At 73.4% G+C, this 21,693-nt stretch carries 20 protein-coding genes; 12 read left to right on the top strand and 8 right to left on the bottom strand.

Annotated elements, in window-relative coordinates; all coding sequences use genetic code 11:
* Positions 1-51: 51 nt before the first annotated feature.
* The 5 genes from plsX (at position 52) to ACTVAJ_RS28795 (ending at position 5,463) form a co-directional block, all read left to right on the top strand.
* Positions 52-1,149, top strand: coding sequence for a phosphate acyltransferase PlsX (gene plsX / locus ACTVAJ_RS28775; RefSeq protein ID WP_470391436.1), 1,098 nt, complete (start codon positions 52-54; stop codon positions 1,147-1,149).
* Positions 1,150-1,256: 107 nt separating this feature from the next.
* Positions 1,257-1,733 carry a carboxymuconolactone decarboxylase family protein gene (locus tag ACTVAJ_RS28780; protein ID WP_470391437.1) on the top strand — a complete coding sequence of 159 codons (477 nt, stop codon included), beginning with the start codon at positions 1,257-1,259 and terminating at the stop codon, positions 1,731-1,733.
* Positions 1,734-1,797: 64 nt separating this feature from the next.
* Entirely contained in the window at positions 1,798-2,730 is a 933-nt protein-coding gene (locus ACTVAJ_RS28785; RefSeq protein ID WP_470391438.1) for an RNA polymerase sigma-70 factor, read from the top strand.
* Between the two features lie 62 nt (positions 2,731-2,792).
* Positions 2,793-4,538, top strand: coding sequence for an arginine--tRNA ligase (gene argS, locus ACTVAJ_RS28790; RefSeq protein WP_470391439.1), 1,746 nt, complete (start codon positions 2,793-2,795; stop codon positions 4,536-4,538).
* 313 nt (positions 4,539-4,851) lie between these two features.
* Entirely contained in the window at positions 4,852-5,463 is a 612-nt protein-coding gene (locus tag ACTVAJ_RS28795) for a YceI family protein (RefSeq protein WP_470391440.1), read from the top strand.
* Between the two features lie 189 nt (positions 5,464-5,652).
* On the opposite strand, the gene rbsK is transcribed toward ACTVAJ_RS28795, so the two are convergent.
* Entirely contained in the window at positions 5,653-6,555 is a 903-nt protein-coding gene (rbsK, locus tag ACTVAJ_RS28800) for a ribokinase (RefSeq protein WP_470391441.1), read from the bottom strand.
* Positions 6,552-7,361, bottom strand: coding sequence for an exodeoxyribonuclease III (locus ACTVAJ_RS28805; protein ID WP_470391442.1), 810 nt, complete (start codon positions 7,359-7,361; stop codon positions 6,552-6,554). The genes rbsK and ACTVAJ_RS28805 overlap by 4 nt, the downstream gene beginning before the upstream one ends.
* Positions 7,362-7,896: 535 nt before the next feature.
* Here ACTVAJ_RS28805 and ACTVAJ_RS28810 point away from each other — a divergent pair.
* Both ACTVAJ_RS28810 and ACTVAJ_RS28815 read left to right on the top strand, forming a co-directional pair.
* Positions 7,897-9,843 (top strand): acyl-CoA dehydrogenase family protein, encoded by a 1,947-nt coding sequence (locus ACTVAJ_RS28810; RefSeq protein ID WP_470391443.1) that lies wholly within the window; start codon positions 7,897-7,899, stop codon positions 9,841-9,843.
* Between the two features lie 61 nt (positions 9,844-9,904).
* A complete protein-coding gene (locus ACTVAJ_RS28815; protein ID WP_470391444.1) occupies positions 9,905-11,131 on the top strand; it encodes a winged helix-turn-helix domain-containing protein in 1,227 nt (408 codons plus the stop codon).
* Positions 11,132-11,278: 147 nt separating this feature from the next.
* Here ACTVAJ_RS28815 and ACTVAJ_RS28820 read toward each other — a convergent pair whose 3' ends face one another.
* The 4 genes from ACTVAJ_RS28820 to ACTVAJ_RS28835 form a co-directional block, all read right to left on the bottom strand.
* Positions 11,279-11,722 carry a type II toxin-antitoxin system VapC family toxin gene (locus ACTVAJ_RS28820; protein ID WP_470391445.1) on the bottom strand — a complete coding sequence of 148 codons (444 nt, stop codon included), beginning with the start codon at positions 11,720-11,722 and terminating at the stop codon, positions 11,279-11,281.
* The gene (locus tag ACTVAJ_RS28825) at positions 11,719-12,015 is read right to left on the bottom strand and encodes a hypothetical protein (protein ID WP_470391446.1); all 297 of its coding nucleotides are present in this window, start codon (positions 12,013-12,015) and stop codon (positions 11,719-11,721) included. Before ACTVAJ_RS28825 ends, ACTVAJ_RS28820 begins: the two co-directional genes overlap by 4 nt.
* A 259-nt stretch (positions 12,016-12,274) precedes the next feature.
* On the bottom strand, positions 12,275-13,093 hold the full coding sequence (locus tag ACTVAJ_RS28830; RefSeq protein WP_470391447.1) for an alpha/beta fold hydrolase: 819 nt from the start codon (positions 13,091-13,093) through the stop codon (positions 12,275-12,277).
* Between the two features lie 104 nt (positions 13,094-13,197).
* The gene (locus tag ACTVAJ_RS28835; protein ID WP_470391476.1) at positions 13,198-13,863 is read right to left on the bottom strand and encodes a DUF4097 family beta strand repeat-containing protein; all 666 of its coding nucleotides are present in this window, start codon (positions 13,861-13,863) and stop codon (positions 13,198-13,200) included.
* A 225-nt stretch (positions 13,864-14,088) separates the two neighbouring features.
* Between ACTVAJ_RS28835 and ACTVAJ_RS28840 the strand changes: the two genes are divergently transcribed.
* Together ACTVAJ_RS28840 and ACTVAJ_RS28845 are read left to right on the top strand one after the other, a co-directional pair.
* Positions 14,089-14,820, top strand: a complete 732-nt coding sequence (locus ACTVAJ_RS28840; protein ID WP_470391448.1) for a GbsR/MarR family transcriptional regulator — start codon at positions 14,089-14,091, stop codon at positions 14,818-14,820.
* Between the two features lie 163 nt (positions 14,821-14,983).
* Positions 14,984-15,436 (top strand): iron chaperone, encoded by a 453-nt coding sequence (locus ACTVAJ_RS28845; protein ID WP_470391477.1) that lies wholly within the window; start codon positions 14,984-14,986, stop codon positions 15,434-15,436.
* Between the two features lie 30 nt (positions 15,437-15,466).
* Here ACTVAJ_RS28845 and ACTVAJ_RS28850 read toward each other — a convergent pair whose 3' ends face one another.
* The gene (locus ACTVAJ_RS28850) at positions 15,467-18,259 is read right to left on the bottom strand and encodes an ATP-binding protein (RefSeq protein ID WP_470391449.1); all 2,793 of its coding nucleotides are present in this window, start codon (positions 18,257-18,259) and stop codon (positions 15,467-15,469) included.
* 139 nt (positions 18,260-18,398) lie between these two features.
* Between ACTVAJ_RS28850 and ACTVAJ_RS28855 the strand changes: the two genes are divergently transcribed.
* Positions 18,399-18,869, top strand: a complete 471-nt coding sequence (locus ACTVAJ_RS28855) for a pyridoxamine 5'-phosphate oxidase family protein (protein ID WP_470391450.1) — start codon at positions 18,399-18,401, stop codon at positions 18,867-18,869.
* Between the two features lie 48 nt (positions 18,870-18,917).
* Here the strand turns inward: ACTVAJ_RS28855 and ACTVAJ_RS28860 are convergent, their stop codons facing one another.
* Entirely contained in the window at positions 18,918-19,823 is a 906-nt protein-coding gene (locus ACTVAJ_RS28860; RefSeq protein WP_470391451.1) for a LysR family transcriptional regulator, read from the bottom strand.
* Positions 19,824-19,919: 96 nt separating this feature from the next.
* Here ACTVAJ_RS28860 and ACTVAJ_RS28865 point away from each other — a divergent pair, with 96 nt between their 5' ends.
* Both ACTVAJ_RS28865 and ACTVAJ_RS28870 read left to right on the top strand, forming a co-directional pair.
* A complete protein-coding gene (locus ACTVAJ_RS28865; protein WP_470391452.1) occupies positions 19,920-20,774 on the top strand; it encodes an alpha/beta fold hydrolase in 855 nt (284 codons plus the stop codon).
* Positions 20,771-21,628 (top strand): class I SAM-dependent methyltransferase, encoded by an 858-nt coding sequence (locus ACTVAJ_RS28870; protein WP_470391453.1) that lies wholly within the window; start codon positions 20,771-20,773, stop codon positions 21,626-21,628. The genes ACTVAJ_RS28865 and ACTVAJ_RS28870 overlap by 4 nt, the downstream gene beginning before the upstream one ends.
* Positions 21,629-21,693 lie beyond the last annotated feature (65 nt).

The following is a 21,693-nucleotide window of genomic DNA, read 5'->3' on the forward strand; positions in this document are numbered from 1 at the left end:
GGGCGAGCCGCGCGCCCGCCCGCCGACCACACCCGTGGAGGACGGACCGAGTTGAGTGGCACATCCGACGCGGACGCGGACGCCTCCGTCGCACCGCGCACGTCCGCACCGATCATCGCGGTGGACGCGATGGGCGGCGACCGGGCCCCGGGCGAGATCGTCCGGGGGGCGGTCCTGGCCGTCCGGGAACTGGGTCTGCGCGTCGTACTGGTGGGGCGGCGCACGGAGATCGCGACGCTGCTCGCCGAGGAGAACGCGCTCCGCGACGTCCCCGTGGTGCACGCCGAGGACAGTCTGGCGATGCACGAGGGCGCGCTGGCCAGCTGGCGCCGCCCCCGGTCCAGCGCCGCCGTCGCCTGTCGGCTGATCCGGCGCGGTGACGCCGACGCGCTGGTCTCGGCCGGATCGACGGGCGGTGTCGTGGCCACCTCGACCGTCCGCCTGCGCACGCAGCCCGGGGTGCTGCGTCCCGCCCTGGCGGTGACCCTGCCGACCGGGGAGACGCCGACGGTCCTCGTGGACGCGGGCGCCAACGCCGACGCCAAACCGGAGATGCTCGTGCAGTTCGCCCACCTGGGGTGCGCCTACGCCCAGACGGCCTTCGGCGTGGAGCGGCCGAGGGTGGGGGTGCTCACCATCGGGTCGGAGCCGGGCAAGGGCAACAAGCTCGTGCGCCGGGCCACGGAGCTGCTGGCGGCCACCGCCGAGGACTCCGAGACCATGGACTTCCGCGGCAACGTCGAGGGCCACGACCTGCTGTCCCGGAAGGTGGACGTGGTCGTGACCGACGGGCACACGGGGAACGTCGCGCTGAAGTCGGTGGAGGGCACCGCGGCGTTCGCGATGGAGGCCTTCCGGGACGCGCTGACGTCGTCCATGGTCGCCAAGGCGGGCACGCTGCTGCAACGCAGGGCGCTCCGGGACCTGCGCGCGCGGCTGGACAGCGAGACCTACGGCGGAGCGGCACTGCTGGGACTCAACGGGACCGTGGTGATCGCGCACGGCGACAGTCGCGCCTGGGGCGTGGCCCGCGCCTGCCAGCTCGCGCACGACCTGGCCGCGGGCCGGATCGGCGAGCGGATCCGCCGCCGCGTGCACCACCGCCCCCCGAACTGGCTGCACCGCCTGGCCCAGTCCGAGGAGCGCTGACCGGGGCGGACGGCCGCGGGACGCGCGTCACACCGGCCGGTGTCACAGGGTCCCGGGCTTCCTCGTCTCCAGGGGTGTCACCACCGACGAGCACGGAGGAGCACCCCATGGACGCACGACTGGACTTCCTCGCCGCACCGAGCGCCGGCAAGGCCATCAAGCACCTCATGGCAGCGGGCAGGGCCCTCAAGGACCTGCCCCTGCCGGCCAGGACGCAGGAACTGGTGGAGCTGCGCGTGAGCCAGATCAACGGCTGCGCCGTCTGCGTCGACATGCACGCCAAGGAGGCCGCCGCGGCCGGGGAGACCGCGGTGCGGCTGAACCTGGTCACGGCGTGGCGGGAGGCCACGGTCTTCACCGGGGCCGAGCGCGCCGCCCTGGAGTTCGCCGAGCAGGGGACCCGGGTCGCGGACGCGGGCACCGGGGTCAGCGACGAGGTGTGGGCGAACGCCGCCGAGCACTACGACGAGGAGCAGCTCACCGCACTCACGCTGCTGGTCTCCTTCATGAACGCGGCGAACCGGCTGAACATCATCACCCGGCAGCCCGCCGGCGACTACGTACCCGGCCGGATCCACCAGTAGACGGTGCCATCGACCGGCCCGGAGCCCCGCCGGGGCTCCGGGCCCCAGAGCGGAGGGATGCGGTGTGGGCAAGGTGGAGGAGTTCGAGGAGCTGCGGCCGCTGCTGTTCTCGATCGCCTACCGGATTCTGGGCAGTGTGGGCGAGGCCGAGGACGCCGTGCAGGAGACCTGGCTGCGCTACGACGGCTCGACCACCCGGGCCGGGTCGCCCAAGGCCTTCCTGTCGACCACGGTGACCCGGATCTCGATCGACGTGCTGCGTTCGGCACGGGTCCGGCGGGAGGAGTACGTCGGCCCGTGGTTCCCCGAGCCGCTGCTGAGCGATCCCTACCAGGATCCGGCGCGGACGGCGGAGCTGGCCGACTCGGTGTCGATGGCGGCGCTCCTGCTGCTGGAGCGGCTCAGCCCGCTGGAGCGCGCGGTGTTCGTGCTGCGGGAGGTGTTCGCCTTCGGGTTCGACGAGATCGGCGCGACGGTGGGGCGGTCGGAGGCGGCGTGCCGACAGCTGGTGGTGCGGGCGCGGCGGCACATGCGGACCGGACGGCCGCGGTTCGAGGCGGACCGCCGGGACCGGCTGGAGCTGGCGAGACGGTTCTTCGACGCGCTGGAGGAGGGCGACGTGGAAGGGCTGCGGAACCTGCTGACCGCCGACGTGCAGCTGGTCGGGGACGGCGGCGGCAAGAGCCCGCAGCTGGCCAGGACCGTCGTGGGCCCGGACAAGGTGGCCCGGCTGCTGGGCTCGGGCTTCGCCCTGCTGTTCCGGATCGGGGTGTCGTACGAGCCGCACGAGGTCAACGGCCAGCCCGGCGCGGTCTTCCGCGACCGGGGCGGCGGGATCCTCTACGTCATGGCCCTCGACGTGCTCGACGGGCGGATCCAGGCCGTCCGGACGGTGGTCAACCCCGACAAGTTGGGCCACCTCGGGCCGGTCGCCGACGCCTGGTCCGTCGACCGCGAGGTGCGGCGGGCCCGGAGGCGGGAGAGGAGGGACGACTGATCGGGCCCCGCCCTCCCCGGCGACCGGCCGGGACGACCCGGCACGGTCGGTACGCTTGTGCCATGGCCGACCCGCAGGAAGTACTCTCGCGACGGGTCCAGTCCGCCCTCGGCGCCGCCTTCGGCCCCGAGTTCGCCGACACCGACCCCGTCATCCGCCCGTCCCAGTTCGCCGACTACCAGGCGAACGCCGCCCTCGCCCTCGCCAAGCGACTGGGCCGAAAGCCGCGCGAGGTCTCCGCGGCGATCATGGAGCACCTGGACGTGGCCGACGTCTGCCGCGACGTCGAGGTCAGCGGGCCGGGCTTCATCAACCTCACCCTGCGCGAGGACTGGATCGCCGCGCGGACCCGCGACCTGCTCGACGACCCCCGTCTGGGCGTCCCCGAGCAGGAGTCGCTCAACATCCCGGTCGACTACTCCGCGCCCAACGTGGCCAAGGAGATGCACGTCGGGCACCTGCGCACCACCGTGGTGGGCGACTCCCTGGCCCGCACCCTGGAGTTCCTGGGCCACAACGTCATCCGCCAGAACCACATCGGCGACTGGGGCACCCCCTTCGGCATGCTCATCGAGCACCTGCTGGAGGTCGGTGAGGACTCCGGCGACGCCGACCTGCTCACCACCGACCCCAACGCCTTCTACCAGGCGGCCCGGGTCAAGTTCGACTCCTCCGGCCCCGACGCCGACGACTTCGCCCCCCGGGCGCGCCGCCGCGTGGTCGCCCTCCAGGGCGGCGACGAGGAGACGCTGCGGCTGTGGCGCAAGCTCGTCGGGCTGTCCCGCGTCTACTTCAACAAGGTCTACGCCAAGCTCGGCGTGACGCTCACCGACGACCACCTGGCCGGTGAGAGCACGTACAACCACATGCTCGCCGACGTGTGCGACGAGCTGGAGGCCAAGGGCATCGCCGAGGTCAGCGACGGCGCCCTGTGCGTCTTCCTCGACGAGTTCACCGGCCGCGAGGGCAAGCCGGTCCCGCTCATCGTCCGCAAGAGCGACGGCGGCTACGGCTACGCCACCACCGACCTGGCCACCGTCCGCCACCGGGTGGAGGACCTCAAGGCGAACCGCATCCTGTACGTGGTCGGCGCCCCGCAGGCGCTGCACTTCAAGATGGTGTGGGCCACCGCGCGCAGGGCCGGATGGCTGCCGGAGGGCGTGGAGACCACCCACGTGCAGATCGGCAACGTGCTGGGCAGTGACGGCAAGATCCTGCGCACCCGCAGCGGTGCGCCGATCCGGCTCATGGCGCTGCTGGACGAGGCCGTGGACCGCGCCGCGGCGGTCGTCGCGGAGAACCGCCCCGACCTCAGCGCCCAGGAGCGGGCCGCGATCGCGGACAAGGTCGGCATCGGCGCGGTGAAGTACGCGGACCTGTCGGTCTCGCACGACACCGAGTACACCTTCGACTTCGACCGCATGCTGGCGCTGACCGGCAACACGGGCCCCTACCTCCAGTACGCGCAGGCGCGGATCCGCTCCATCTTCCGCAAGGGCGGGCTGGACCCGGAGCGGGCGCGCGGCGCGATCACCCTCGCCGAGGGCGCCGAGCGCGACCTGGCGCTGAAGCTGCTGGCGTTCGGCGGGGTCGTCGCACAGGTCGGCGACCTCCTCCAGCCGCACCGGCTGTGCGCGTACCTGTTCGACCTCGGCCAGGCGCTCACGGCGTTCTACGAGCACTGCCCCGTGCTCACCGCCGAGACCGACGAGCAGCGCGAGTCGCGGCTCGCACTGGTCGCGGTCGCGCTGCGGGTCCTGGTCCAGGGACTGGACCTGCTGGGCGTGGAGGCTCCCGAGCACATGTAGCGACCGTGTCGGGCGCACCGCGTCCCACGCGAACCGGGGAGGCCGGGGCCGGAGGGCTCCGGCCTTCCGCGTGTCCGCGGGACTCCCCGTACCCGCCGCTCCGGGGTGTGCCGCCCCGGCCGGTTCCGGCCGTCCCCCCGGCGAACCGCTCGCGGCCCACGTCATCCCCCGTCAGAGGAAGAGGAGGTGTGTCCGTCCCCGCCCGGGTGGGAGTCGAATGTCTCGCGCCGACCGGCCCCGAACCCGGCGAGCACGGTCGGCACCCCATTTAACGTGGACAAAAGCCAGATAAGCGACAAATGGGAGATTTGGGATGACCGACTTCCCCGCCGAGGTGGGTCCGGGCCCGGGGACCTGGTACCTCGACCCGTTGCACTCCAGCCTGATCTTCGTCGCGCGCTACCTGCGTTTCGGCCGGGTCCAGGGGACCTTCGGCCGGGCCGGGGGCCGGTTCGACGTCGGCGGGGACCCCGCCGACTCCTCGGCGGAGGTCGTCCTGCGGGCGGACAGCGTCAACACCGGCGTCGGTGCCCGCGACGCCCACCTGCGCTCCGCCGACTTCCTCGACACGGACCGCCACCCCGAGATCCGCTTCGCCTCCACCGGGATCGAACCCGGACGCCGGGGCCCGCACGCCTTCCTCCTGCACGGCGAGCTGACCATCCACGGCACCACCGCCCCGGTCACCCTGGACGCCCACTGGGTCGGCGACGCGCCGGACTACGCCTCCCCCGACGACACCCACGGCCACTTCTTCTCCGCGACCGCCCGCATCCGGCTCTCCGACTTCGGCGTGGGCGACGGCGGGGACCTGCCCTGGGGCGGACGCCTGGTCGGCGACGACGTCGACATCGTGCTGGAGGTCCGCGTCCAGAACCAGGACCCGGCGCCGTTCCTGGAGCGGATCGGCCACACCGCGTCCTGAACGGGACCCACCGGGCTGCTGGTCAGCGGTCCGGAGGTCGACGCCTCCGGCCACGCGGAAGGGCCCGAGTCGCTGTTCGTCGGCCTGGACCCGGCGGGCCTCGTCGGAAGGGGCACGACCGTCGTCTCCGCGTCCGCCGAACGCGTCCTCCCGCCGGGACGGCGGGACGCCGTCCCGGCGGCGAAGCGGTCACTCCGCCAGCAGGGCCTCGACCTCGTCCCGGGTGGGCATCGACGAACTCGCGCCCGGCCGCTGTACGGACAGCGCGGCGGCAGCGGCGGCGAACCGCATCGCCTCCTCCGGCGAACGGCCCTCGGCCCGCGCGACGGCGAAGGAACCGCAGTAGGTGTCCCCGGCCGCGGTCGTGTCCACGGCCGTCACCCTGCGCGCCGGGACGTGCACCGGCTCCGCGCCGCGCCGCCCGAACAGGCACCCGTCCTCGCCCAGGGTCAGCAGCACCTCCGGCACGCGCTCCAACAGCGCCGCCAGGGCCTCCCGGGGCTCGGTGCGGCCGGTGATCGCGGCGGCCTCGTGCTGGTTGGGGACGAGCACGTCCACGCACTCCAGCAGCTCGTCGGGCAGCTCGCGCGCGGGGGCCGGGGTCAGGTAGACCGGCACGCCCAGGGCGCTTCCGGCCCGCGCGGCGGCCACGACCGCCGCCATCGGCAGTTCGAGCTGGAGCAGCAGCGCGGCGCGCCCCTCGATGAGGGCCGCGTCGCCGTCGACCGTGCCCCGTACCTCGCCGTTGGCGCCCGGGACCACGATGATCCGGTTGCCGCCCCGGCCGTCCACGACGATGTGCGCCACGCCCGACACCCCGGGCACGGTGCGCAGCCCGGACACGTCGACACCGCTGTCGAGCAGGTTGGCGCGCAGCTCACCGCCGAAGGAGTCCTCGCCCACCGCGCCGAGGAAGGCCACCTCGGCCCCGGCCCGCGCGGCGGCGACCGCCTGGTTGGCGCCCTTGCCGCCGGGCACCTGGCGGAAGTCGGTTCCGGCGACGGTCTCACCGGAGGAGGGCACCTGGTCGACGTAGGCCACCAGGTCCATGTTCACGCTGCCGAAGACGGCGATCCTTGGTGCGCTGCTCACTCGCTCGTCTCCTTCTCACCGTCGAGCTCGACGATCACGGGGGCGTGGTCGGAGGCCCCCTTGCCCTTGCGCTCCTCGCGGTCGATCAGCGCGCCGCTGACCCGGCCGCTCAGCGCCTGGGAGGCGAGCACGAAGTCGATCCGCATGCCCTTCCTCTTGGGGAAGGACAGGGCCTTGTAGTCCCAGTAGGTGTACACGCCGGGGCCGGGGGCGTACCCGCGGACGACCTCGTCGAACCCGGCGTCGACGAGCTCGGCGAACGCGGCGCGCTCGGGTTCGGTGACGTGTGTCCTGCCCTCGAACTCGGCCATGTCCCACACGTCGTCGTCCTGCGGGGCGATGTTGAAGTCACCCATGAGCGCGATCTGCGCGTCCGGGTCGGCGGCCAGTTCGGCGGCGTTCGCCTCGCGCAGCGCCTCCAGCCAGCGCAGCTTGTAGGCGTAGTGCGGGTGGTCGATCTCGCGGCCGTTGGGCACGTACAGGCTCCAGATCCGCACGCCGCCGCAGACGGCGCCGATCGCCCGCGCCTCGACCTCCTCGGGCTCCCCGTACCCGGGCTGCCCGGGGAAGCCGGTGCGCACGTCCTCCAGCCCGACGCGGGAGGCGATCGCGACCCCGTTCCACTGGGAGAGGCCGAAGTGGGCCACCTCGTAGCCGCGGTCGGTGAAGACGGCGGCGGGGAACTGGTCGTCCCGGGCCTTGGTCTCCTGGACGGCGAGCACGTCGACGTCGCTGCGGTCGAGCCAGGCGCCGATCCGCTCCGCCCTGGCCCGGGCACTGTTCACATTCCATGTCGCGATACGCACAGGAAAAGGCTAGGCCATACGGCCGACACGCACGGCAGACCGAGAAAAGGGGTGACGGCGCCGGAGGCGTCCGTTGAGGGTGCCCTGCCCCCTCGCGAAGCGACACCCCAGGCGGTGGGGGGTGACGGGAGGGGGAACCGCGCCGGAGGCGTCCGTTGAGGGTGCCCTGCCCCCTCGCGAAGCGACACCCCAGGCGGTGGGGGGTGACGGGAGGGGGGAACCGCGCCGGAGGCGTCCGTTGAGGGTGCCCTGCCCCCTCGCGAAGCGACACCCCAGGCGGTGGGGGGTGACGGGTGGGCCCCGGTGCGGCCGTCCTCCGCACCGGGGCTGTGCGACTCCCAGCACACGCTCGGTGGTTTGTGTCGCGTCTCCTTTGACGTACGAGCGCTACCCACGGTTCGCATCAGCCCGAACTTTTCTCTGCGGAGGCCGTCGGCCCGTGCCCGCGGAAGGCCCGACCGAGCGTCAGATCGGACACCGACGGGTAGTGCTGTGATACAGGACACATCCCTTCCCGCGATGAGGTGAGCGATCCATGTCGACCGTCGAACCCGGAGCCACCCCCACCGACGCGTCCGAGGTCGACGAACGCCGGGCGCGTGCCGTGGCGGAGCAGGCGCGCGAGGCCGGGTGGAACCGCCCCAGCTTCGCCAAGGAGCTGTACCTGGGGCGGCTCCGCCTGGACCTGATCCATCCCCTCCCCCAGCCCGCCCCCGCCTCCGTCGAGGCCGGGGAGGCCTTCCTCGACCGGCTCCGGGAGTTCTGCCGGGGTATCGACCCCCAGCGCATCGAACGCGAGGAGCGCATCCCCGACGAGGTCGTGAACGGCCTGCGCGCCCTCGGCGCCCTCGGCATGAAGATCCCCACCGAGTACGGCGGGCTGGGGCTCAGCCAGCTCTACTACAACCGCGCCCTCACCCTGGTCGGCTCGGTCTCCCCCGCGATCGGCGCCCTGCTCTCCGCGCACCAGTCGATCGGTGTCCCGCAGCCGGTCGCCATGTTCGGCACCGAGGAGCAGAAGCGGGCCTTCCTGCCCCGCTGCGCGCGCTCGGACATCAGCGCGTTCCTGCTCACCGAGCCCGACGTCGGCAGCGACCCCGCGCGCCTGCGGTCCACCGCCACGCCCAGCGGGGACGGCGACGAGTACGTGCTCGACGGCGTCAAGCTCTGGACCACCAACGGGGTGGTCGCCGACCTCCTCGTCGTCATGGCCCGCGTCCCGGAGAGCCCCGGGCACCGGGGCGGCATCACGGCCTTCGTGGTCGAGGGCGGCTCCCCCGGCATCACCGTGGAGCACCGCAACCGCTTCATGGGCCTGCGCGGCCTGGAGAACGGTGTCACCCGGCTGCACCGGGTACGGGTTCCGGCCGCCAACCGGATCGGGCAGGAGGGCCAGGGGCTGCGGATCGCCCTGTCCACGCTCAACACCGGGCGGCTCTCCCTGCCGGCGCTCTGCGTGTCGGCGGGCAAGTGGTCGACCCGGATCGTCCGCGAGTGGTCCCGCGAACGGGTCCAGTGGGGCCGACCCGTCGGCAGGCACGAGGAGGTGGCCAAGCGGATCTCCTACATCACCGCCACCACCTACGCCATGGAGGCGATGCTCGACCTGGCCGGGCAGCTCGCCGACGACAAGGGCGCCGACATCCGCATCGAGGCGGCCATCGCCAAACTGTGGGCGTCCGAGCACGCGTACGCGATCGCCGACGACCTCGTGCAGATCCGCGGCGGGCGCGGCTACGAGACCGCCGGGTCCCTGGCCGCACGCGGCGAGCGCGGCGTGCCCGCCGAACAGCTGCTGCGCGACCTGCGGATCAACCGGATCTTCGAGGGCTCCTCGGAGATCATGCACCTGTTCATCGCGCGTGAAGCCGTGGACGCGCACCTGTCCGTCGCCGGGGACCTGATCGATCCCGGGACCGCGCGGGCGGACCGGGCGCGGGCCCTGGCCAGGGCGGGCGGGTTCTACGCGAAGTGGCTGCCCACGCTCGTGGTCGGGCGGGGTCAGGTGCCGTCGGCGTTCACCGAGTTCGGGCCGATCGCCCCTCACCTGCGCTTCGTCGAGCGGACGGCGCGCAGGCTGGCGCGGTCGACGTTCTACGGGATGTCGCGGTGGCAGGGGAGGCTGGAGGTCAAGCAGGGGTTCCTCTCCCGGATCGTGGACATCGGAGCGGAGCTGTTCGCGATGAGCGCGGTGGCGGTGCGGGCCCGGCACGACGCCGACGCCCATCCGGAGCGCGGGGACACCCCGTTCGAGCTGGCCGACGCGTTCTGCCGCCAGGCGCGGCTGCGGGTCGAGGCGCTCTTCACCGATCTGTGGGCCAACACCGACGACGTGGACGGCAAGCTGTCCCGCCGCATGATGGACGACTCCTACACCTGGATGGAGGAGGGGGTGCTCGACCCGTCCCTGCCCGGTCCGCTCATCGGTCCGGCCGAACCGGGCCCGTCCGAACTGCCGGACCAGCACCGCCGGATGGGGTGACCGGGCAAACGCCCGTGAACCGGCACCGCGAACTGTCGGCGGCGGGGGCTAGCGTGTGCGGATGGCCGAACCGCACCCCCGCCGCGACGCGGAACTCTCCCTCCCCCAGGCGCGCCGGATCGCCCTCGCCGCGCAGGGCTTCGCCGACCACCGACCCACCGGACAGCCCACACTCGCCCACCTGGCCAAGGTCGTACGCAGGGTGGGGATCGTGCAGATCGACAGCGTGAACGTGCTGGCGCGCAGCCAGTACCTGCCGGTGTTCGCACGGCTCGGCGGCTACGACCCCGCGGTGCTCGACCGGGCCACCACCACGAAGGCGGGCACCAGCGCCGCGCGCCTGGTGGAGTGCTGGGCGCACGAGGCCAGTCTGGTGCCGCCCGCCACCCGTCAGCTGATGCGGTTCCGCATGGAGTACAACCGGGCCCGCACCGACGCGAGGTGGATCAACGGCGTCCAGCGAGAGAAGCCGGAGCTGGTCAAGGCGGTGCACGAGGAGGTGGCCCGGATCGGTCCGGCCACCGCCCGCGAGGTGGAGGCGGCGCTGGCCCACGACCTCCCCCGGGCCAAGGACCACTGGGGGTGGAACTGGTCGGAGGTCAAGAAGTGCCTGGAGTACCTGTTCTGGGTGGGTGACGTCATGGTCGACGGGCGCAACGGGCAGTTCGAGCGCCGGTACGACCTGACCGAGCGCGTGCTGCCCCCGGACCTGCACGGCCTTCCCCTGCCCGAACCCGCCGACGCCCACCGCGCACTGGTCGCGATCTCGGCCCGCGCGCACGGGGTGGCGACCGAGCCGAGCCTGCGGGACTACTTCCGGCTGCGGCCCGACGAGTCCAAGGCGGCCGTCCGGGACCTGGTGGACTCCGGCGAACTGGTCCCGGTCACCGTCGAGGGGTGGCAGCGGCCCGCGTACCTGCACCGGGACGCCCGCGTGCCGCGCCGGGTCGAGGCCCGCGCGCTGCTCAGCCCGTTCGACTCGCTGGTCTGGCACCGCGACCGGACCGAGGAGCTGTTCGGGTTCCGGTACCGGCTGGAGATCTACGTCCCGGCGGCCAAGCGGGTGCACGGGTACTACGTGCTGCCGTTCCTGCTGGGTGATCGGCTCGTGGCCCGGGTCGACCTCAAGTCCGACCGCGCCGGTGGGGTTCTGCTCGCGCGGCGGATCACGCTGGAGGAGGACGCGCCCGCCGACACCCTCGACCAGCTCACCGACCAGCTCGCCCGGATGGCCGAGTGGCTGGGCCTGGTGCGGGGCGTGGGCGGTCCGGCACTCACCGGACGCTGACACGGGTGTTCCGTGCGCCGGGCGGTGCACGGAACACCCCCTTGTGCTCGGTCGCCCCACCCGGCGTTCTCGAACCGGAGGCCCCGCCGCCGAACGGCCCGCCCCCACCACCGCCGCGCGGCGCGTACGGCAGCCCGCACAGAACCGCTATCCCTCCGGCAGCAGGGCGAACCCCTCCATCGCGGCAGCGCCCCTGAGACCCTTGTCGAAGACGGCGAAGGTGGAACAGCCTGGGTCCACGAAGCGAACGGCCTTGCCCGTAGCCAACTGCACCGCGTCATACGCACGCAGTCCGTGCACGGCCGTGAGGCGCACGGCCTCCTCGAGAATCTCCGCGGTCACCGTCACAGCGGAGAAGCGGCGGCCTTCCCCCGGCGCACCGAAGTAGTCCGCCTCGAACCCGGAGACCAGGACACGGGTGTCCGCCACGCCCAGGTCTCCCGTACGGTGCTTCCTCCACAGGGCCGAGGGGACCTCCACACGGGTCAGCTGGGACACCACCATCGGCTCGGCCACCGCCAGCATCACGTCGGATCCGTGCTCCACCGCGTACAGCTTGACCACGGCGGACGTGTCCGCGAAAACGCTCATTCACGCCCCTGCGCAACGAGGTCCTCCAGCGAGGTCCCCCCTCCAGCCGCCCGCCGCGCCCGCTCGAAGGCCTCCCGGCTGGGGCGCGTTCGAGGCGTTCCCGAGGAGTCGAGCAGACCAGCCTGGGCGAGCTTCGCCCGGATGGCCTGTGCCTCGTCGCCCTCCAGATCCGGGTCGGTCGCGGCGCGCAGCACCCGGGTCAGGTACTCGTTCATGCTCACCCCACGGCGCTCTGCGGTGCACTTCACCCGCTGGACCAGCTCGTCTTCGGCTCTCCACGTCACCTGGCTCATAAGGGGAGCCTAGGTGGATGCATGCATGAATGCAACAGTGAGGCGTTCACACACGCACATGGCCAGTGCGGCCACGCTGGACACCCGCTGGGAGCAGGGCAGCCCACCACCTGGAGGCCCCGCCGCCGAACGGCCCGCCCCGACCACCGCCGCGCGGAGCGGTCACCGCAACGGGACCACCGCTCCGGGCGGGGAGAGAGCCCCCACGCGGTGCGGGTGCCCCGTGGGACACCCGCACCACGCCCGACCCACCCGTTCCTCAGCTCCGGCCGCGATCGGGGTCGGCGATCCCGCGTACGGCCCCGGCGACGGCCCGGTAGTCCTTCCTCAGGATCGCGCCGTGGTTGCTGGGGACCTTGGCGTGCATTTTGATGTTCGGGTTGCGGGCGGTCACCGCGTCGAGGCCGGTGCGGATCCGCTCCTGCTCGCCGCCACGGCTTCCGAGGGAGGTCCCCGAGGCGATCACGTACCGCGCCGGAACGGTGACGGCGTCCAGCACCGGACCCAGCTCACGCTCGCGGGAGAGCCTGCCGAGCTCGATGTTGCTGTCGGCCTGCTGTCGGGCGGTCATCCGCGGCACCAGACCCGTCGGGCGCAGCAGCGGCGTCAGCCAGCCCAGTCGCCGGAACAGCGTCCGGATCCGCCGCTCCATGGCCTCGTCCAACCAGTCGTGCGGAAACGCACCGTCGACCATGACCGCGCCCAGGGCGCGCTCCGGGTTACGGCTGGCCCAGTGCGCCGCGACGACCGCCCCGTAGGACCAGCCCACCACCAGCGCCCGTTCCACGCCCCTGGCCGCGAGAACCGCGTCGACGTCCCGGACGGCCGCCTCGAAGGAGTAGTCCGCCGAACGCTTCGACCTCCTGCCCCTGGCCCGCTCGTCGTAGGTGATGTGCCGCCACCCGTCCCCCAGTTCGGCGACGACCCGCCGCCAGTACCCCTGGGTGGCGAACTGGCCGTTGAGGTAGACCACGGGGACACCGGAGCCTCCGGTGTCGGTGACGGCCAGGGCCGTGTCGTCGACCGGCACCATGCCGGTCCATGTCGTGTCGGTCGCGGAGCCGTCGTTCTTCGTCATGGGGGGTCTCCTGGTCGTGTCGGGCGTCCGGTGCGGTTTCGGCGGGACCCGCGCGCGGACCGGGTTCGCGGGCCCCGGAAGCCGGCGGGCCGAGGCCGGGTCGGCTACAGGCCGCGCGCGGTGATGTCGCCCTGGTCGGTGGTCGCGCTGATGGTCAGGGCGGCGTCGGCGCCGTCGGTGTTGGCCAGGGCGTTGTGGATCCGGCCGTGGGAGGTACCGGCGTCCAGGCTGGCGGACACCCCCCGGGCGGCGCCGACGGTCACGTCGCCCATCCGGGTGCGCAGCACGACGGCGCCGGAGACGGCCTCGGCGATCCGGATGCCGCCCTTCTGGGTGCTGATCTGCGCGGGGCCGCCCAGGCGGCCGACCGAGACGCCCTCGAAGGCGGTCAGGCGCGCGCTCGCGGCCTCGTCGACCCTGACCGCGGTCACGCCCTCGACGTCGATGTCACCGAGGCGCCCCACGCCCCGGAACTCGGCGGCCTCCGCCTTCGCCTCGACCCGGGAGTCGGCGGGAAGCTGGACCGTGACCTCCACGGCCCCGGAGGGACCGAAGTACTGGCTCTTCGCCTCCGGGGCCTCGACCCGCAGGACACCGTCGGCGTAGGCGACCGTGACCCGCTCCGCCGCCTTGACGTCGCGGCCCCTGGCGGCGTCGGCGGGCCGAACCTCGACCGTGGTGTCGGACCGGTCGGCCGCGATGACCTGGATACGCCCGGCCGGGATGTTCAGGACGGCGGTGACCGGAGTGGGGGTGTCGAACTTCTGCATCATGCTCTCCCTGCGCGCTCTTTGTTTCCGATGATGGAAAAGCTACGTTGCGTTCTATAATCTGGCAACTACTTCGTTGCGAAGAATCGACATCACAGCAGTTAGATCCACATATTTTGTTGCAATGGATGTAGAACTAACGCAACAATGAGCACTCCATTTGTTGCATTGAGTATGAGCGAACGCTACGTTGCCGACATCAGGGAAGCGCGAAGGGAGACCGCGGTGCCGGGAGGCAGACTCACCCAACGGGAACGCCAGCAGATCTCACTGGGTCTGGCCGACGGCCTGGCCTACGCGGAGATCGCCCGGCGCCTGGAGCGCCCGACCTCAACGGTCACCCGCGAGGTGATGCGCAACGGCGGCCCCACCGGTTACCGCGCCGACCTGGCGCAGCGCGCCACCGAACGCCGCGCCCACCGGCGCAGGCAGGCCCCGCCCCGGGGACAGCGGGGACCGCGCGAGCACGGGCGCGACGACGAGGCCGTGCGCGAGTACGAGGAGACGTTCACGACCCTCCTGATGCACCAGGGGCTGCCCAAGATGGCGGCCCGGGTGCTGGCCTGCCTCTTCGTCGCGGACGCCGGGAGCCTCACCGCGTCCGAACTCGTCGGGCGCCTCCAGGTCAGCCCGGCGTCCGTCTCCAAGTCGATCGCGCTCCTCGAACAGCAGGGCCTCATCCGCCGCCAGCGCGACGGGGGCCGCCGTGAGCGCTACCTCGTCGACGACGACGTCTGGTACCAGTCGACGGTCGACAGCGCCCGCGGTATGGCCCTGATCGCCGAGACCGCACGGCAGGGCGTCAGCGTCCTCGGACACGGCACCCCGTCCGCCAACCGCCTGGAGAACATGGCCCGCTTCAGCGACTTCATCAGCGAGAGCATCCTCCGCGCCGCGGAGCAGGCCCGGGAAGTCCTCCACACGAAGCCCCCCGAGGCGGACCCGGAGACCTCCTGACGCACTCCCGCGCGTGGGGCCCCGGGCGGAACCGCCACCGACTCCGTCTCCGTGGTGGTTTCCGTGGTCGGCACGGAAGCCATCCGCACCCCTGCCGGGAGATGCTGTGACCACAGCGAACGACACCGGGCCGAGCACGGCCCACGAGACCACGGGAGTCACCATGGCCAGCACCGACAGCGACACCTACGGCGGATTCACGGCCGAGGAGCGGGCCGCGATGAAGGAACACGCCCAGGAGCAGAAGAAGGCGGCGCGGCGCACCTCCCGCGCCGACAAGGCCGCGCAGGCGGCGCGCGACGTCCTCGACAAGATCGCCGAGATGGGGGACTCCGACCGGATCATGGCCGAGCGCGTCCACGCCGCCGTCACGGCCAGCGCCCCGGAACTCGCGCCGAGGCTCTGGTACGGGATGCCCGCCTACGCGCTGGACGGCAAGGTCCTCTGCTTCTTCCAGAGCGCGGCCAAGTTCAAGGCGCGCTACGCGACGCTCGGGTTCAGCGACGCGGCGAAGCTGGACGAGGGGGCGATGTGGCCCGCCGCCTTCGCCCTGACCGAGGTGACGCCCGAGGTGGAGGCGCGGATCGCCGAACTGGTGAGGCGGGCCGTGGGCTGAGCGCGCACGCCCGGTGAGCGTCGGGGGCGGCTACCGCGCGGCCCCCACCGCGAGACCGCGGGCGGCAAGCGCCGCCGCGCCGACGGCGGCGTGCTCGCCGCCCGCGAGCAGCAGGGTGCGCGCCGACTGGTACGGGCAGTCGGCCGCGTCGAACGCCGCCGCGGCGGCGAGCTGCCGGGACAGGTCGCCGTCGAGCAGCGCCTCCGCCCGGTCCACCTGGGCGGAGGCGACCGGGTTACCGGCGACCAGCGGCCGGGCGGTCCCGATCCGCTCCCGTGCCTCCGGGTGCCCGGCGAGCACCGCCGCCTCCGCCCGGAGCGCCACGTACCAGTGCAGCCAGACCCAACACACCCACTTCCACACCTCGTCCGGCCTCGGCGCGACCCGTTCCAGCGCGGCGGCCGTGTCCCCGTGGTGGAGCAGGACCATGGCGTCGAAGACCGCGCCGTAACCGTGGCGGTGCTGCTCCGCCGTGTCCGCCCGGTCGGCGATCCCGAGCCAGTCCGCCCGGGCGTCCCGGTCACCGCGCAGGCCGTGGACCATGGCGACCGACGCGGCGGCGGCGCCGAGGGTGAGCGACCGCTGACGGCCGCTCCGCTCCCACGCGTCGCGGAACCGCGCGCTACGGCCGATGACCTCGTCGGCGTGTCCGGCGAACGCGTCCGCGACCAGGGTCCAGGACGTGGCGTTGTGCCCCGCCTCGGCCAGCGGCGGATGGTCGGCGAGCCGTCTCCCCCACCGCCGGGCCTCCGGCAACCGCCCCACCCCGAGGGCGGTTCCGGCGGCCATGGCGAGGGCGTCCGTCAGCTCGTGCGTGCTGGCGGGAGTGGCCGGTACCCCGTCCAGGACATCGATCCGGCGCCGGGCCCCCGCCGCGACGGCGAAGGCGTCACCGGTCCAGCTCCGCCCGCTGGAGAGCGCGTCGAGGGCCGCGGACTCCGCCACCGGGTCGTTCAGGCGCCGGGCGAGATCGACGGCCCGTTCGGCGTATCCGATCGTCTCCGGCACGGTGTGGCCGGTGTCCCCCTGGAGCGCGCCGAACGCGTCCGCGACCACCGCCGCCTCGGCCAGCGCCACGGCCGCCTCGGCGGCGGGGGCGTCACCGGACAGCTCCCGGGCCTGCGCGAGCATGGACGTCACCTCGTCCACGGCGGGAATCCGCGTGAACGAGGTGGAGAAGCGGTACGCGACGGTGGCGGCGGACGCCAGGTCACGGCTGGCGCCGGAGCGGTCCCCCGCCCGGCGGGCGGCCGCTCCGGCGGCGCGGTGGAGACGGAACATGTCGTCGCCGAGTCTTCGGCACCCGGCCACGGCGGCGGCGTGCCGCAGTTCCTCGGCACCGGCGGCGTCGGTGAGCCGGGCCGCCTGCTCGTACCGCTGCTGGGCCTCGCCGAGCAGGTTGCGGCCGAACGCCAGCCCGGCCAGGGCCACGGCGAGACGGTGCGCGTCCGCGCGGCGTTCCACCTGGTCGGCCGCCCAGGTGAGAGCGCTCCGCAGGTCGTCCGCCACGGTGTCGAACCGGGCCCACCGGTCCGTGTCCGACGCCTCCAGGAGAGCCGTCGTGGTGGCCAGGCACCAGTCCACGTGGCGGGACCGGACGGCGGTCGGCTCACCGGCGTCGTCGAGCCGCTCCGCACCGTACTGCCGGATGGTCTCCAGCGCCTGGTACCGGGTACCGGACTCGGACGGCAGCACGGTGAGCAGGCTCTGCTCGGCGAGCCTGCCGAGCCCGTCGACGACCTCACCCGGATCCAGCGGGGCGAACCCGGCGACCTCGGCGGCCGCCTCGGCGGTGAACGGCGCGACGAACACCGACACCCGGCGCAGCAGCGTCCGGTCCTCCGGTTCCAGCAGGTCGTGGCTCCAGTCCAGCACCGCGCGCACCGACCGGTGCCGCTCGGCGGCGCGGGCTCCTCCGGTGAGGATCCGCAGCTGGTCGGAGAGGCCCGCGGTGAGGCCGTCCAGGCCGAGCGTGGCCCACCGCGCCGCCGCCAGCTCGATCGCCAGCGCCATCCCGCCGAGTCCCTCGCAGACGGCCACGACCCCCTCGCTCACCGCCGGACCCGGCGGCCAGCCGACCGCCGCGACCCGCTCCATGAACAGGGCCACCGCCTCCGACTCGTCACCCCCGGCCCGCGACAACGGCGGGACCGGGAACACCCGCTCGAACGGCACCATCAGCCGGGCCCGGCTCGTGGCGAGGACACGCACCCCCGGACAGGCCGTCAGGAGCCGTTCCAGGAACGGCGCCACCCCGTCGAGGACGTGCTCGCAGTTGTCCAGCACCAGCAGCGCCTGACGGTCCGCCAGCTCGGACAGCACCGCGTCGTCGACGTCGCGCCCGGGCTGCTCGCCCGCGCCCACGGCCGCGGCGACCACCGCCCCCACCCGGCCCGGGTCGGTGACCGGGACCAGGTCGACGAACCACACGCCGTCGGCGAAGTCGCCGGACACCTCGGCCGCCACCGCCAGCGCGAGCCGCGTCTTGCCCACCCCGCCCGGGCCGACCGCGGTCACCTGCCGGTGCGCCCGCACCGCCTCGGTCACCTGTTCGCGCTCCCGCACCCGGCCGACGAACGTCGTCAGCGGTGTCGGCAGCGCGGGAGCCGGACGCGACCGGCGCTCCCGGGCCGAGTCGGCCGCGTGCCGGGACAGCGCCCTCCGGTCCGGCACCCCCAGCTTGCGCAGCAGCGACGAGACGTGCGACTCGACCGTGCGCACCGAGATGAACAGACGCGCGGCGATCTCCGCGTTGCTGAGGTGTTCGCCGAGCAGAGCGAGTACTTCGGCCTCGCGGGCCGAGATTCCTGGGGTGGAGGGCACCGACCCATTATCCGTGGGCGCTTCCGTGGTCGGCACGGAGGCGGGGTCCGCCCCCGTCGGGAGAGGCTGTGACCGCGCCGACCGCCGCCGGGAGCACCGGGGCGGCCACGGGCCACGACCCGCGACGAACGGAGTGACCATGACCCCCGCCGAACCCCGCCCCCGAGCCCAGCGCCGCCGCGACACCGAGCACCGGCTCGCCCACGACGTCGACGTCTGGGTGGCCAGCGCCTCGCTGGACGGCACCCCCTACCTGGTGCCTCTGTCCTTCGACTGGGACGGCGAGCGGCTGCTGCTGGCCACCCCGGCGGACAGCCGGACCGGTCGGAACCTGGCCGCCACCCGGACCGCGCGGCTGGCGCTGGGACCCACCCGCGACGTGACGGTGGTCGAGGGCCGGGTCGAGGTCCTCGGGATGGACGCGCTGTCGCGGCGGCGGGGCGACCGGTTCGCCGCACGCACCGGATTCGACCCGCGCGCACTGGCCACGCCCTACCGCTGGTTCAGCGTCACCCCGCGCCGCGTCCAGGCCTGGCGCGAGGTGGACGAACTGGGCGACCGCGAGCTGATGCGCGACGGCCGGTGGCTGGTGTCGGCTTCCCGGTCGTGAACGGCCGCGGCGACCCGATCCCCCGGGACACGCGCGGCCCCTCCTCCGTCAGCTCCCGGTCGGCGGCGGCGCGAGCCCGGCCGCGACCTCGACGGCGATCTCGATGGCCCGGCGGGCGAGCGGTGCGTGGGTGCGCCCGGCCCGCCAGTGCAGGTGGATCTCCCGCGGCGGCGGGGACGGCCGCAGCTCGTGGACGCGGAGCCGGTCGTCAGAGGGGACGCCGGCACCGTGGACGGCGAGCCAGGGCAGCACCGCCGACCCCAGACCCGCCCGCACCATCGACAACAGGGCGTCGTTGACCGCGGTGCGGAAGACGGTGTGCGGACGGGCGCCGCCGCGGGCGATCGCCTGCTCCACCAGGGGCTGGTCGCAGGTCAGCGGCCAGGCCACCATCGGCGCGCCGTCGAGCCGCTCCAGCGGGACCGGGCCCTCGGGGAAGGTACCGGTGTCGGCCACCAGCAGGTACGGATCGTCGAGCAGCTTGAGGTGCTCGACGTCGCCGTCGAGGCGGCCGTCGTGGAACAGCAGGTCCAGGTCACCGATCCGCGGCTGCTCCGGTTCCTCCTCGGACAACCTGATGTCGCAGTCGGGGTACTCGTCCCGCAGGCGGCGCACGACCGCCGGCAGGATCACGTTGGACACGCTCTGGAACGTGCCGATGTCGATCCGGCCGCCACCCGCCCCGAACCGGTCCACGGCGTCGGCCAGTTCCTCCGCCTTCGCCAGCAGCTCGCGCCCCCGACGAAGGACCACGGAGCCGAGGGGGGTGAGCCGTACCGGCCTGGGGCCGCCCGGCCGGTCGAACACCGGGCCGCGCACGGCCCGCTCCAGCGCGGCGATCTGCTGGCTCACCGTGGACTGGGTGTACCCCAGACGGGTGGCCGCACGGCCGAACGAACCCTCGTCGACGACGGCGGCCATCGCCGCCAGGTGGCGCAGTTCGACATCGGTCACATGTTCCAGCGTAGTGTCCTCTATCGCGATGAGCGATCGAACTGATCGGAGATCATCGCTTTTCACGATGGAGTCACGGGGCCTAGCGTGCCGGACATGACCACTCACTCATCCCACGGCGAACAGCTCCTCAGGATCAACGGCGTCGAGCTGTGCGTCGAAACGTTCGGAGACCGCGCGGCCCCGGCGGTCGTCCTGGTCGCCGGGTCGGCCGCCTCGATGCTGTGGTGGGACGCCGGACTGTGCGAACGGATCGCCGCCCGCGGCCGGTTCGTGGTCCGGTACGACCACCGGGACACCGGCCGCTCGACCTGTTACCCGCCGGGGCGGCCGGAGTACTCGGTCACCGACCTGGCCCTGGACGTACTCGGCATCCAGGACGCCCTGGGCGTCGGGCGCGCCCACCTGGTCTGTCAGTCGATGTTCGGCGCGATCGGGCTCATCCTCGGTGTGGACCATCCCGACCGGGTCGCGTCACTGACGTTCGTCTCGGCCTCGACCGGGGCCGACGACCTGCCGCCGCCGTCGGGCGACCTGACCGTGCCGGCCGAACCGGACGCCTCCGACCCGGCCGCGGTCGTCGAGTACGTGGTCGCCGGCGCGCGGGCGTACGCCGGCGGCTCGCCGCACGTCGACGGATCCGCGCTCCGCGCGTTGGCCGAACGCGACGTGGCGCGCGCCGTGAACTACGCGTCGACCCTGGTCAACCACTACGCCATCGAGCTGGACGGACCGGCCCGGGGCGGTTTCGGCGACATCACCGCTCCGACGCTCGTGATGCACGGCGACCACGATCCGCTCCTGCCCCCGCCGCACGGCGAGGCGCTGCGCGACGCGGTCCCCGGCGCGGAGCTGGTGGTCCTGGAGGGGGCCGGACACGACCTGCCGGAGCCGGTGTGGGAGGACTTCGTGTCGGCCCTGGTGCGGCACTCGGACGGCGGACACCCGTGAGCCGGGCCCAGGCCCCGGCGCGGGTCCCGGCGTCGTGCGCGGTGCGCTCCGCGGCGACCCGGCGGAACAAGGAGGAGACGGCGTTGTTCGACTACGACTCGGAGCTGGCCCGCTACCACCGGAGGCTGCGCGGCGCCCTCGGCGTCCGACCCGGTGACCGGGTCCTCGACATCGGCTGCGGTGCCGGCCAGACCACCCGGGACGCGGCCCGGGACGCCGCGCCGGGGACCGCGCTCGGTGTGGACGTCTCCGGCCCGATGCTGGCGCGGGCCCGCCGGCGGGCCGAGGCCGAGGGGCTGCGCAACGTCGGTTTCGTGCGGGCCGACGCCCAGGTCCACGACTTCCCTCCGGAGCACTTCACCCTGGCCGTGAGCCGGTTCGGCACGATGTTCTTCTCCGACCCGGTCGCCGCGTTCGCCAACATCGGGCGGGCCCTGCGCCCGGGTGGGCGCCTGGTACACCTGGTCTGGCAGGCCGCCGACCGTCAGGAGTGGCACACCGCGATCCGGGCGGCGCTCTTCCCCGGACACACGCCGTCGGCGGCGGACGCAGCGACCGGCTCCCCCTTCGCGCTGGCCGACCCGGATGTCGTGTCCGGTGTCCTGACCTCGGCCGGGTTCGCGTCCGTGGACGTCGTCGACGTACGCGAACCCGTCTACTACGGCCCGGACGCCGAGCGCGCGCGTGCCGCCGTACTCCGCCTGTGGATGGCCGAGGAGGCGGTCGCCGATCCGGATGCGGCGGCCGCGGGGCGCGCGCTCGACCGGCTGTACACGACTCTGGACGAGCACGACACCGGCGACGGCGTGTGGTTCGACTCCCGGGCCTGGCTGGTCACCGCGCACCGGCGCTGACCACCCGCGAGGCGCCGCCGCCGGACCTCCACTGAGCACGCATGATCAGGCAATTTTCGTTCAAA

This window comes from Nocardiopsis sp. KDC1DS13DA1, assembly GCF_055632325.1.